Below are 12,463 nucleotides of genomic sequence, written 5' to 3'. Positions count from 1 at the left end.
AAAATGGCAAGTAGAAATTTTTGATATAGAAATCTTTGAAGAAACATATACCTTATCCAATAATGGATTTAAACTACTAAAATACTGGCAAGGAAATATGTTCTTCTTTGCTCCAGAGCGAATTGATAATCATGGTAAATATGTTCACCTACGTTATTGGCATGATATAGACCTACTTTGCCACCTGCGTTATGCTTCATCCTTTTTAGGGCATATTATGCATCCATTCATTAATAAAGGGGTTTTTACCCCTCCTTTAAGTTTTATAGTAAACGGCGGGGAAGAGCGTAAATTTAATTTCGTTGTATACTCTACCTTGTTATCTGATAAAAAAGACCGATTAAAACGAATAATTGCTAGATGGAAAACTTTTGTAGAATCAGGAAAAGATATTATTATGCGGGGTTTTGGAAATAATCCTACTATCTTGGTTATTTATGTTTCTACTGAAAAACAAGCAAAGCAAATTAATAATGAACTATTACTTGACCTGCTTCCTGGTAAAGTATTGTTATGTATAGGAGAGACCTTGCATATACAAGGATTACAACATGCATTTTATCAGCCCCTTTCAGAAGGGGAGATTAAACAATTAAATACAAAGCTATTCGCAACACACTAGGCCACCCTTACAAGCTATTAATTTCTTTTAAGGGTGGCTTGTTTACTGCTTTGTATTCGCTGTTTAAACTCCTTTGGTAAACAATTATTCTCTTTTTTAAACAACTTATAAAACTGTGACATGTTTGCAATTCCAACTTCACATCCAACATCTGTAATACTAAGATCGCTTGTTATTAATAAACTTTCTGCTTGTTTGATGCGCTTATAATTCACATAATCAAAAAAGGAAATACCCATAATTCTTTTAAAGTATTTTATGAAATAATGATAGCTTAAATTTATTAAAGCGCATGCTTTGGTTACGGTTATCTTTTCTCCTAAATGATCTTCTACATAATCAAGTACTGGTTTTAAACGAGCCAAGTCGTCTTGTTCACTATAATTTAAAATGTTATGTTTGTCGTTTCTTAATAGTATTAAGAGTAATTTCTTAATAGCAACACTAATAGCGATTTCATATCCGTTTATTTTCTTTTTTGATTCTGTAAAAATTTCTATAATAAGAGCGTAAGCTTCATGTTTTACTACTTCATTTTGTTCAAAAATATAGTTTAACTCATTTAAGGATTTTGTTCGTTCTGAAAAGCAATGTAAATATTGTATAATGCTTCGGTCAAAGTGTTGATTTAAATTCACTTGGAACACAACGTAGTGTAAAGAATCTGCAGAAGGTTTATGTGACCGATGCAACTCAGATTTCCCTAAAATAAAAACATCTCCAGGGCCAAGAACAATATACTTTTCTTTACTTTGTATGCCTAAATATCCTTCTATAATTGCTAAAAACTCAATCTCTTCATGATAATGCCAAGGCGCCCTCTCAATTTGATCATAATAAGAAGTTTCCATAACAATGTCCCATACCTTTAAAAATAGTAATGGATTTTGATAAATGACCTTTTCTTCAATTGCTTCAGTATGTTTATTACAATTCCCTTCTGTCATAGACGTTTACACCTCCTTGTTAGCAATATAACACTTTTATCAAAAGTTTTCTTATTTCTTATAAAAAAAGGCAACTTTTGATAAAAACATAACGATATATAGCATATTTTTTCAATTAAAAAATTTCTATAATAATTTCAAATCAAGCAAAAGGAGGATATGATCTTGAATATTTTAAAGGTAGGTATTATTGGATGTGGAAGCATCGCGCAGCATCGTCATTTACCAGAATATGAAGCAAACCCATATGTACAGATTGTGGCTGTTTGTGATAGTAATAAAAAACGTGCAAAAGAGATTGCCAATAATTATGGTGTAAATATGTACACTGACTATAACGAGCTTATCAATTGTGAAGAGTTAGATGCAGTGAGTGTATGTACACCAAATCATTTACATGCATCAATTTCTATCGCTGCATTACAAGCAGGGATCCATGTGCTATGTGAAAAGCCAATGGCAACGTCAAAAGCAGACGCGGAAATGATGATTGGAGCTGCTGAAAAAAGCGGTAAAAAGTTAATGATTGGCCATAACCAGCGTTTTGTTGCTTCTCATCAAAAAGCAAAACAATTGATTAAAAGTGGTGCAATCGGCAAAATATATAGCTTTCGTACAGCGTTTGGTCATAGTGGTCCTGAAAATTGGAGTGTAGATGGAAAAGAGAGCTGGTTCTTTAAAAAAGAGGAGGCTTTTCTTGGTGCAATGGGTGATTTAGGTGTACATAAAGCGGATTTAATTCGGTATATTCTTAATGAAGAAATTACAGAGGTTGGTGCCTTTGTTGAGACAAGCGCGAAAACATTTTCGAATGTAGATGATTGTGCGGTATGCATATTAAAAAGCGAAAGTGGTATTATCGGAACACTTGCAGCAAGTTGGTCTTACGTTAGCAAAGAAGATAATTCAACAATTATTTATGGAGAAAAGGCCACTCTTCGCCTAGAAGATGACCCAACTAACTCACTCATTATCCAATATAAAAATGGGGAAGTTGTAAAATATGAGCTTAATAAAATTCAATCAAACGCCACAGTTGGCCAAAGTAATTCACATGTGATTGAGCAATTTGTAGTGTCTATCCTATCTGATAAGGAACCATTAATTAATGGTGTAGATGGAATGAAATCGTTAGAAGTCATTTTAGCAGCCATACAATCAAGTGAAACAAAACAAATTGTTACAATTCCATTATGAGAAAAGGGGAAGACATGATAAAACTACGCATTGGAATAATAGGGGCAGGAGGAATTGCACAAAATCGCCATATCCCTGCATTTGTAAAATTACATGACTATTGTACGATTACGGCTATACATGATAGAAGCATAAAACGCGCACAACAAGTCGCTAAGACATATAACGTTCCCTATGTATTTGAAACATATGAAGAAGTCTTTAAAGAAGTTGACGCTGTTTGTATTTGTACACCAAATAAGTTTCATTCTGAGATTTCTATCGCAGCATTACAAGCAGGGAAACATGTATTATGTGAAAAACCGATGGCTTTAACAGCGACAGAATGTGAACAAATGATAGAATCTGCAAAAAACAGCGGTAAAAAACTTGCTATCGCTTATCATTATCGCTACATGAAGGAGTCACAAGTTGCAAAAAAAATGATGATAGATGAGATTGGAACGCCTCTTGTTGTTCGTGTAAAGGCACTCCGTCGCCGAAAAGTGCCAGGATGGGGCGTTTTCACAAATAAAGAATTACAAGGTGGAGGAAGTTTAATAGATTACGGCTGTCATCTTCTTGATTTAGCACTATGGTTAATTGGAAATCCAAAACAAACAGAAGTCATTGGTAGTGTCTATAATGCAGTGAGTAAGCTACCAAATCAAATAAACATGTGGGGGAAATATGATTATAAAACATTTGAAGTTGATGATCATGTTACCGCATACATAAAGTTTGAAAATGGAGCATCATTAATATTTGAAACTTCTTGGGCAGCAAATATTAAAAATGATGAAGAACAAGTAAGTATCTCCGGAGTAAACGGTGGAATGAATGTTTTTCCAATTGAATTATATACAATAAAACATAATATACTATTAAATAGTGAACCTATTTGGATAGGATCTAACAGTGATCCTGGAATTTTGCAAGCAGAAAACTTTATAAAAGCTTGCTTATACGACGAGGAATTAATTGTAAAACCTGAGGAATCACTGCAAGTATCACAAATTATTGATGCAATTTACGAGAGTAGTAACACACATGTAGAAAGGACGGGAAGATAAATGAAATTAGGAGTATTTACAACACTTTTTTCTCATATGGAGTTTGAAGAAATGCTAGATTATGTACAAGCAGCCGGTTTGAATGCTGTAGAAATTGGTACAGGTTGTTATCCTGGAGGATCGCATTGTAACTTAGATTTATTATTAGAAAGCGAACAAGCCAGAAGCACATATATAGAACATGTACAAAAAAGAGATTTAATCATTAGCGCTTTTAGTTGTCACGGAAATCCTTTATCCCCGGATACTGGTTTTGCAACAGAATCTCATGAAACATTGTTAAAAACCATTCAACTAGCTTCACTCCTAGACGTACCTGTTGTGAATTGTTTTTCAGGCGTAGCAGGTGACCATGAAAACGCAAAATACCCGAATTGGCCTGTTGCACCATGGCCAAATGAATACAACGATATTTTAAAATGGCAATGGGAAGAAAAGCTCATTCCTTATTGGAAACAAGTTGGTGAATTTGCAAAAGAACATGGTGTGAAAATTGGTTTAGAACTTCACGGTGGTTTCTTAGTACATACGCCATATACATTACTAAAACTACGTGAAGAGACATGTAATGCGATAGGTGCCAACTTAGACCCTAGTCATTTATGGTGGCAAGGAATTGACCCTGTCGCTGCTATTAAGTTATTGATGAAAGAAAATGCGATTTATCACTTTCATGCAAAAGACACTTACATTGACCAAGAGAATGTAAACATGTATGGATTAACAGATATGCAGCCCTATGGTAAGGTGAAAACAAGATCTTGGACGTTCCGTTCTGTTGGTTGTGGCCACAGCTTAGAAGAATGGTCGCAAATGATGAGTGCACTTCGTACATATGGATATGATTATGTTGTAAGTATTGAACACGAAGATCCACTCATGTCTATTCAAGAAGGATTTAAACGTGCAACAAAAAATCTTCAAACTATTTTAATTGAAGAAAATCCTTCACAGATGTGGTGGGTTTAATTTTGTTTTTTAAAGAATGAAATATTTAAAAATACCTTGAGAAAACCAATTATCCTGTATCTACCTCTATACAAAGTGCGGATTTTAAGAAATAATATTCTTTGAAACCTTCTTTCGGAATAGCAATATATATAAATATTGTCTTTTTATTGAAGGAATACATAAGAAGGGAGCACTACTTTGCTACGTATACAAAGAGGGTTCATGTACGATCCAGATGATAATGAGGTCATTGTGAACGAAATTTTCTACAACACTGCATCCGAACAAAAGCTAGGAAGTAAAATGAGTGTGTTTGCTGCAGATAAGCTACCTAATTCCATTTTTGAAAAGATCCAAGAAAACGAAAGTATGTCTTATATGGAAAGTATGGAAGTAGAAGAAGAAACTATTCAAGAAATACTTTGCCATTTAGACCAAAATCAAAAGCCAGAAAAGCTATATTTTGAACTGCAGTACATGAAGTAATACCAAGAACTGAAAATAAGAAGGGATTTTTAGTAGGGGAAACAGGGGCACTATTCTTCACAACATATAACCACTGCATAGAAAGTCCCTTCTTATCTTCGTTTCATTAAAAACGTTTGAATATAACATAAAATTAGTTTAATATAAACGTATATTTATTGTTTAATTGATTCCGTTTATTCCCACACCTTATTGTGTTGTGGTTGAGTTGTAGAAGCAAGTTGCGTCTTGTTTCGATTGTGAAAGGGCTTCTTTGAGCCGATTAGTGTATATATAGCTTATTTTGCTATGCACGTTTTTAATCGACTTAAAGAAGCCCTTTTTGTGTTGTCTTTAAGTTAGGAATCACTTGTACGTAGATCTTCGGGGCTAATAATATGCGAAATAAAAAAGTACACCTATTGTGCTTTTTTTATTTCATTTAGAGGAGAGATTATATGAAATTTTACAAAGTATGGAAATAATATAAGAGTCATTAGTACTCATAATAACCATGAAACAATGGCCTTTATTTAACAGAAACATATCCTGTCTGCGATTGTGTAAGGTACCTAAATGTTTAAAAGTTAAGCAAACAGGTAATACAAATAAAAAATAATGTGAATAACAGCACTAGGTTTACAGCGTTTCTTATTATTGTTAAAGATTTTTGAATTTGACATAAAAGAAAGAGATTAATTTCTAATTCATAGTAAACTAGATAAAGAGTGGAATATAAAAATTAAAAACTAGAGGATGTATATAGAAGTAGGGTACTTGTCGCAATGCTAAAAACACTAGAGATTAGGATTTGTAAACCAGAGAGGAGTCATATAATATGATTACAGTTAACCGAGGGTATATGTACGACCCAGATGATAATGAAGTTCTAATTACTGAGATTTATTATGAAGCTGCTACAGAAACTAAATTAGGGAGTAAGATGGATAGCTTATCTTATTCAGTTCTTCCTAATAACATTAAAGAAAAAATAGAAGCAGTTACTTCATTATCCTATATGGAGAGCATTGAAATGTCACAGCAATTAGCTGCTGTATATCAGAATGAAATTAATAAGTATGGAGAACCGGAAAAATTGTTCTTCGAGTACACAAATATGTAAGAAGAGAGAAGGCATTGAACGACCTAGTTCAATGTCTTTTTTGAATAAATTCACAGAGATAGGAAAAATAGAAATACGGTAAGTAGCTTTTACTGTATTCATCTTAAGTTCATATTTGCAGGTGAGTATTCAGTAACAGGAGTTAGCAAAGATTATAATCTAAGCGGGATTAGGTATCTAAAATAAATATACAAGGGGGCATAAAGGAGGCATATTTTTTGTCTCCTTCTTTTATTATGAGAACATTTAAAACTATCCAATTCGCAATGTTTACAAATATTAAGCATTACATGTTTCTGCTTACAAAGATTGAGCCAATATTAGAGGAACCACATCATGACTATAAGCTATTTCAATTTATTTGTGAGTTAGAGATAGATCAAATATATGAAGCACTTGAAGGCCAGAGGAATGATACTTATATAGATTCAAATGCCCATCCAGTATATATACATACACTTATTAAGCAGGCGAATTTACTTCAATATGTTATTTCCATTGTGCAGGAGGAAGGAGTTATCCATGCTGCATCGATACTATTGATGTACTCATTTGACTTGTACACCGTACATAGGATTACAAATTTATCAATTTCATATCTAAGAAACTTAGGGAATACACTTTCAAAATAAAACTAGGGGGATATCTACAATCAGCATTATTATCAATATTGCAAAAGGAAAAAAGCTTGTACCATATATTGTTTTAATAAGTAAAAGAGGGAATATTAGTGCAGACGGTAGCCCCTTATAAGAATTCAAGCAGGGTACGAATGTTATCAAGCATTGCAAAACGTTGGAAAACAAGAAAACAAAAAAAAAATATATATAATAGCAGGGAGAAGAGAAACGCATGTATAATATACTTAAACGTCAATTTAATTACATTATCCGAGGGGTGATTCGGATTAACGAAGAAGTACAAAGGGAATTGGACCTATTGGTGCAAAAGATTCGTGAAACAGTGTCTTCTGTCCAAAAAATCATCCTTTTTGGCTCTCATGCATATGGCACACCAAATGAAGACAGTGATTTTGATCTCTGTATTGTTGTGGAAGGTGTAGGAGAAAGAAAAAGAGAAGTCATTAATCGTATCAATTGGGGGATTTACGATGTAATGGAAACACCAGTTGATATTTTAGTGTATGGGCCAGAAGAGTTTCAAGAGCGTGCTAGCCGTAATGTAACTATGGAACATAAGATTGCACTAGAAGGGACGGTCCTATATGAGAAATATTGAGGATCTAAAAGAGTGGGTAACCATTGCAAAATCTGATTTAGATTCTGCTAGTTACTTAACTCACATGAAACCTTTCCCCACTGCAATTATTTGTTATCATAGTCAACAATGTGTGGAGAAACTTCTAAAAGGATTTCTTGCACTAAACGGTAGACCAGTCCCTAAAACTCATAACCTTTTACTGCTGCACAAATCTTGTTGTAGATTAGATGAGGAGTTCTCATTGATTTTAGAACAATGCGTGCAGCTAAATGGTTATGCTACTGACATTCGTTATCCATATTTTGAAGCCCTTACTGTTCAAGATGGGTTAATAGCTATACAACATGCTCAAAAAGTAATGCGTTTTTATAAAGAGGCCTTAAACAAGCTAAATATAAATGAAATCGTAATCGATTAAAAATAGAGGAAATACATAAAAGAGAGTGCCTATACTAAGGGACTCTCTTTTTCTATCTAAAAAAAGATGAGGAATGCTCTATTTTTTGAAGGAAAGGAAAGCAAATCGAAATAACTATCTAGTTAGAGCCACAATCCTTAAGGTAGGATCATGCCTTTTCAATTTTTTATTCCATCATTTTAGCTACTATTTCATAAGAATGAAGAAGTTCTTCATGATTATAAATTTGTGAAATAATGATTACTTCATTTGCTTTTGTTTCACCAAGGAATGTTTCAAGTTTAATTTTGACTGTCTCTGGGCTTCCGACAATGGTAGAAGGGGAATCTAATATCTTTTCTAATAATACCCGCTCATCCTCTGATGAAATATCATATATATTATCAATCGGCGGTTTTAACGGCGCTGATTCTTTTCCTCTTCTTGAACTTAGAAATTGTTGTAGTTGAGAAGTGGCTAACCATTTTGCCTTTTCATCTGATTCAGCTGCTATGATGTTAACACTAACCATAGCATATGGTTCTTCGAGTACGTCTGAAGGAATAAAGTTGGTCCGGTAAATTTCTAGTGCAGGCAAGGTATATTTCGGTGATAAATGAGTAGCAAAGGAAAACGGTAGTCCTTTTTCAGCTGCAAGTCGAGCACTAAAGTCACTAGAGCCTAAAAGCCAAGTTGGTATTTTAAGTCCTTCCCCTGGAATAGCATGAACACTAGCTGTACCGTTAAAATAAGCTTGTAGTTCTTCTAGCTGTTGCGAAAATTCTTCTGAATTACGATTTAAAGTACGCCTTAGTGCATAAGTAGTTGCTTGGTCGCCTACAGATGCGCGGCCTATGCCAAGATCAATGCGACCGGGATACATAGATTCTAATGTACCGAACTGCTCTGCAATAACAAGTGGGGCCTGTTTAGGCAGCATGATGCCACCAGAACCAATATGAATATGGTTAGTAGCACCAGCAAGGTGACCAATAATGATAGATGTAGCTGAACAAGCAATTCTAGGCATGTTGTGATGTTCAGTTATCCAGTACCGATGAAACCCCAAAGTTTCCGCATGCTGAACAAGGGAAATGCATTATTTAAACGCTTGTGCTGCATTGCTTCCTTGTGTGATAGGAACAGGGTGAAGAACAGAGAGTGGAACATCGTTAAAAAGTTTACTACCTTTCGTAGTCAATATAGGTCACTCCTTCACAAATGATTGGAACTACCTTTTTTTATTTTTTACCATAATAACCAGGGAATAATTGAAAGAAACTACTTAAAAACCAAGGCAACGATAAGAACTCATATTCTAACCATACTTCTTAATCTTCTTTATTAGCTAATTCTAACATGTTATATACTTCATCTATCTTAGTTACAACTTCTGTTGGAAATATCATTTTCTCATCCCATCTAACTACTTTTGATACAATGCAATGTAATAATTCTTATTAGTTTCCTGCTCCAATATAACCATTTTTTCAGTAAGGATATACGAATATCGATAGAGATAGGGATAATAAACAAAAATGGTGATGATAGATCAGAGATGTATTAATCGGATAATGTATGAAAATGTAGAGTATTTTCCTTGGATGCTCGCAGGTTCCCCCGAACACCTCCACAACGGACCTCTGTTGCGGTCCCACCTAATTCCGCCGATATGGGTCCAGGTTCCGAATCCGGAGATGAAATCGACGTACCTGTAGTTTCCGATCAAGCCGGTCGGTCGAGGCGTTGTAGAAAAGTAGACCACCTTTAGGAGTTCCGATGACGTGGGTCCAGCCTGTTGCCAATCCCGAGACAGAATCCACGAACGTGTAGTTTCCGTTGGCGTCAAGTTGGGCGGTCGCACACGTACCGTTTGCGGAATTGTAAAAAAGGAGTTTACCAGTCAAGAACGAATTATACGCCGGGCCAGCTTCTATCAACTTGAAGATCGCTCCCGCGATGAACGGTTTCGAGACACTTGCAATCCGAAAGAGATGGTGTTTGGTCATTGATTTGTTCGTCGTGGGATTTGCAATGTAAATTTAGAAAAATAACAGAAGTGAACAGCACTTGACACAACTTCACCAGAAGTAGGGCAAATTGAGTTGTAGTATTAACTGATTGCCCCATTAAAATTATCGTATAATCAGGGTTAAACTTTTAACCTAGTAAACCGGGTAAACCAAATTACGTGTATAGAGAAGAGGCTAAAGAGACATGCTATCACTGCAAGATATTTATTCAACTCTGAGGAGCGTGTATTATGACAGAAATATTCAATGAATCTCAAGACAAAACGTTTAGCCCAAAGCCAGAATCAAGGCCAAACCCAAAGCCAGAATCAAGGCCAAGTCCAAAGCCAGAATCAAGGCCAAGCCCAAAGCCAGAATCAAGGCCAAGCCCAAAGCCAGAATCAAGGCCAAGCCCAAAGCCAGAATCAAGGCCAATAGATTAAGCGCTTCAAGAGAGTACGTTTGCAGGTGAAGTTAAATCGACTCCTTTTCCTATGCAAGCTCAAGCTACGGGAATAACTGAGGCCTTAGGTCCTATGCAAGTGATACCGACAGAGGGTCGAATTCTGGGTGGCACCATCGTCAACTTCACATTTGATCACTTCGACGGGACCAATAATCTGAAGCATGGTCGCCCCGAAACAATGAAAGCGCGTGTAAATGACCGGCAGGGGCAAATTGGACTTTTGTCTGGATAAGCAAAATCAACTGTGGCTACATTAACGGGAATTTGGGTAATCCACAGATGGGTTTGCGTGACCTGCCGATGAGGCAACTGCAGGTCGACACCTGGATAAAGGGTGACGATATTGTCTGCACAATGCAGCTCACTGATAACAACGGGGAAGACCCATGTGTAATGCGAGTCGGAGTCAATGTGCTGTTTTTTCAACCATAGAACAGGATGAAAATTTTCCAGTATGGTCGCAAGGTTGAAAATCAAAGGAATTGACGGAGGCCCGTATAAGTACCGAAGTATGTGGTTTCAGAGGAAACGGTAATAAATTGTTATTTGGAAAGGGAGTGACGACATGTCCGAGTTTTTTGCGATAATCACCACCTTCGGAAATTCACCATGTGCCAATGCTCACCTTGAGATAGGCCTGGACTCACAGGCGGCAAGCGCAGTTGACGTTACCTTCAATGTGTACAGTGAAAAGGGCGTTGAACTCGCCTGGTTCAGCCAACTCAAAAACGCGAACGGTTACGTATCTTCGTCTACCGATCCGAACAATGACCTGTTCCGGCTTAGCAAGGAGCAGCCCGCCTTAGTAAGGGCGCGGACGCCGTTGGTCGCACAGACCGCCAGCGCCGTGCTGCAACAGAGTGGTCCTCAAAACCGACTCGTGTTTGCCGTACCTCCGGCGGTGAACTCCAGCGGAATACGGGTGGCGCAGGGAACAGTTTTCCCGCTTACAATCGGTTCAATCAACAAAGGTACACTACTCATCGCCAATGTTTCGGACTCGGACGTCAATGTCGACGTCTTCACTGGAACTGTGGGGGAGCCGAGAACAGGAAAGTACAACAATCCAACCCTCACGAAGTTCTCGATCTGGTCTGTGGAACTGCAAGCATCCGACCAGTACTCGCACCTTGTCGTCATGTCCTCAGGCGATATCATTGTCCAGCTGGTGCTCGACGACAGTCAAGTCCATGCAGTGACCTGTCTTCCAAACTTTTACATAAAATAATCCTTCAAAACCGTTCGTATTTAGAACGGTTTTTCAGTTTGGGTACAGATCCAGAGTTCCCTCTACAAGTGAAAATGTTTTTTTGATTGCTTTTGCTAAAAGTGAAAGGATCTTAATACCTGCAGTCATTCCTGTCGTCATCGGTAGCGAAGGTACGACATAGCTTAAATTAGTCATCGAAAGTGTAGGTGCTGGTCCTACGTCCACTGATGGCATATTAATAGGTCTCGATGGTGCCAAGAAGTGAGAAACTCCAGTTTTCAAAATATAGAGGTTTTAACAGAAGATACAGTTTTCGAGGGTATCCAAAATCAAAACTAAAGGCGAACACGGAATGAGGAGAAATATTAAAACTTGCTTGCTGGAATAGCATGTGGCGTTGTTTTCAAACACCCTTTATACGTTCCGCTATTTCACAAATTTATGTGGAAAATCGCTCGATTTGGCATGAATAACGAATCGTATGTACGTAAGCATCACCGAACATCTAACACGTAAGAGGCTTACTTTGTTAAAGGTCTTTTTCAATGAAAAGGGGTGACAATCTTGAATACAATTCTTAGTCTCCAAAAAATCATTTTTTTAAGTACAGAGCGCGATGGTGAGGAGGCGTACAGCGCTGTTTCCTGTACCAACAATAGCTGTGACGGGGGTTACGCAGAAGGATAGGGTAAGCGCACAGCTGTAACCAAAATCAGGCTAAAATGTAATTTGATTTAAAAAGTTTGTATAATCTTCTTTTGAAATGAATATGTTGTACTTGTAACTCGTACAAGGCGTGG

At 36.6% G+C, this 12,463-nt stretch carries 13 protein-coding genes and 2 pseudogenes; 12 read left to right on the top strand and 3 right to left on the bottom strand.

The features are described 5' to 3' along the window. Nucleotides 1-622, top strand: a 622-nt coding sequence (locus tag MR143_RS32175; RefSeq protein ID WP_242281282.1) for a hypothetical protein, incomplete at its 5' end; no start/stop codon positions are given. Nucleotides 623-639: 17 nt separating this feature from the next. On the opposite strand, the gene MR143_RS32170 is transcribed toward MR143_RS32175, so the two are convergent. After that, a complete protein-coding gene (locus MR143_RS32170) occupies nt 640-1,569 on the bottom strand; it encodes a helix-turn-helix domain-containing protein (protein ID WP_061885125.1) in 930 nt (309 codons plus the stop codon). Between the two features lie 165 nt (nt 1,570-1,734). On the opposite strand from MR143_RS32170, the gene MR143_RS32165 reads away from it, so the two are divergent. From MR143_RS32165 to MR143_RS32130, 8 genes are all read left to right on the top strand, one after another. Then, entirely contained in the window at nt 1,735-2,766 is a 1,032-nt protein-coding gene (locus MR143_RS32165; RefSeq protein ID WP_102947904.1) for a Gfo/Idh/MocA family protein, read from the top strand. 14 nt (nt 2,767-2,780) lie between these two features. Further along, nucleotides 2,781-3,818, top strand: coding sequence for a Gfo/Idh/MocA family protein (locus MR143_RS32160; RefSeq protein ID WP_431522318.1), 1,038 nt, complete (start codon nt 2,781-2,783; stop codon nt 3,816-3,818). Beyond that, nucleotides 3,819-4,787 (top strand): sugar phosphate isomerase/epimerase family protein, encoded by a 969-nt coding sequence (locus MR143_RS32155; RefSeq protein ID WP_131250181.1) that lies wholly within the window; start codon nt 3,819-3,821, stop codon nt 4,785-4,787. 204 nt (nt 4,788-4,991) lie between these two features. Next, nucleotides 4,992-5,255: a hypothetical protein gene (locus MR143_RS32150; protein ID WP_131250211.1), complete on the top strand. Its 264-nt coding sequence runs from the start codon at nt 4,992-4,994 to the stop codon at nt 5,253-5,255. A gap of 817 nt (nt 5,256-6,072) precedes the next feature. Continuing rightward, nucleotides 6,073-6,357, top strand: a complete 285-nt coding sequence (locus MR143_RS32145; RefSeq protein WP_103653290.1) for a hypothetical protein — start codon at nt 6,073-6,075, stop codon at nt 6,355-6,357. 236 nt (nt 6,358-6,593) lie between these two features. Next, a complete protein-coding gene (locus tag MR143_RS32140; RefSeq protein WP_033689978.1) occupies nt 6,594-6,989 on the top strand; it encodes a hypothetical protein in 396 nt (131 codons plus the stop codon). Nucleotides 6,990-7,209: 220 nt separating this feature from the next. Then, on the top strand, nt 7,210-7,596 hold the full coding sequence (locus MR143_RS32135) for a nucleotidyltransferase domain-containing protein (RefSeq protein WP_000282359.1): 387 nt from the start codon (nt 7,210-7,212) through the stop codon (nt 7,594-7,596). Beyond that, on the top strand, nt 7,583-7,996 hold the full coding sequence (locus MR143_RS32130; RefSeq protein ID WP_242281281.1) for a HEPN domain-containing protein: 414 nt from the start codon (nt 7,583-7,585) through the stop codon (nt 7,994-7,996). The genes MR143_RS32135 and MR143_RS32130 overlap by 14 nt, the downstream gene beginning before the upstream one ends. Before the next feature lie 166 nt (nt 7,997-8,162). Here MR143_RS32130 and MR143_RS32125 read toward each other — a convergent pair. Further along, a pseudogene (locus MR143_RS32125) lies at nt 8,163-9,179 on the bottom strand (LLM class flavin-dependent oxidoreductase). A 1,059-nt stretch (nt 9,180-10,238) separates the two neighbouring features. Here MR143_RS32125 and MR143_RS32120 point away from each other — a divergent pair. Beyond that, nucleotides 10,239-10,430: a hypothetical protein gene (locus MR143_RS32120; protein WP_002164391.1), complete on the top strand. Its 192-nt coding sequence runs from the start codon at nt 10,239-10,241 to the stop codon at nt 10,428-10,430. Between the two features lie 588 nt (nt 10,431-11,018). Next, entirely contained in the window at nt 11,019-11,681 is a 663-nt protein-coding gene (locus MR143_RS32115; protein WP_242281280.1) for a hypothetical protein, read from the top strand. 33 nt (nt 11,682-11,714) lie between these two features. Here MR143_RS32115 and MR143_RS32110 read toward each other — a convergent pair whose 3' ends face one another. Continuing rightward, the gene (locus MR143_RS32110) at nt 11,715-11,921 is read right to left on the bottom strand and encodes a hypothetical protein (RefSeq protein WP_000035490.1); all 207 of its coding nucleotides are present in this window, start codon (nt 11,919-11,921) and stop codon (nt 11,715-11,717) included. Between MR143_RS32110 and MR143_RS32105 the strand changes: the two are divergent. Then, nucleotides 11,919-12,074: pseudogene (locus MR143_RS32105) on the top strand (MBL fold metallo-hydrolase); the annotation flags it as partial. The gene MR143_RS32110 and the pseudogene MR143_RS32105 overlap by 3 nt on opposite strands. Nucleotides 12,075-12,463 lie beyond the last annotated feature (389 nt).

The organism is Bacillus cereus group sp. BfR-BA-01347, assembly GCF_022663835.1.
In the GTDB taxonomy this organism is placed as follows: domain Bacteria; phylum Bacillota; class Bacilli; order Bacillales; family Bacillaceae_G; genus Bacillus_A; species Bacillus_A thuringiensis_K.
Note: the sequence above shows the minus strand (reverse complement) of the source record. Positions and strands in the feature narration are given on the sequence as shown.

What these genes read in the sequence shown, in the direction of transcription:
- MR143_RS32170 (WP_061885125.1), bottom strand. Translation starts at nt 1,569, where the DNA reads ATGACAGAAGGGAATTGTAATAAACATACTGAAGCAATTGAAGAAAAG.
- MR143_RS32160 (WP_431522318.1), top strand. Translation starts at nt 2,781, where the DNA reads ATGATAAAACTACGCATTGGAATAATAGGGGCAGGAGGAATTGCACAA.
- MR143_RS32155 (WP_131250181.1), top strand. Translation starts at nt 3,819, where the DNA reads ATGAAATTAGGAGTATTTACAACACTTTTTTCTCATATGGAGTTTGAA.
- MR143_RS32150 (WP_131250211.1), top strand. Translation starts at nt 4,992, where the DNA reads ATGTACGATCCAGATGATAATGAGGTCATTGTGAACGAAATTTTCTAC.
- MR143_RS32145 (WP_103653290.1), top strand. Translation starts at nt 6,073, where the DNA reads ATGATTACAGTTAACCGAGGGTATATGTACGACCCAGATGATAATGAA.
- MR143_RS32140 (WP_033689978.1), top strand. Translation starts at nt 6,594, where the DNA reads ATGAGAACATTTAAAACTATCCAATTCGCAATGTTTACAAATATTAAG.
- MR143_RS32135 (WP_000282359.1), top strand. Translation starts at nt 7,210, where the DNA reads ATGTATAATATACTTAAACGTCAATTTAATTACATTATCCGAGGGGTG.
- MR143_RS32130 (WP_242281281.1), top strand. Translation starts at nt 7,583, where the DNA reads ATGAGAAATATTGAGGATCTAAAAGAGTGGGTAACCATTGCAAAATCT.
- MR143_RS32120 (WP_002164391.1), top strand. Translation starts at nt 10,239, where the DNA reads ATGACAGAAATATTCAATGAATCTCAAGACAAAACGTTTAGCCCAAAG.
- MR143_RS32115 (WP_242281280.1), top strand. Translation starts at nt 11,019, where the DNA reads ATGTCCGAGTTTTTTGCGATAATCACCACCTTCGGAAATTCACCATGT.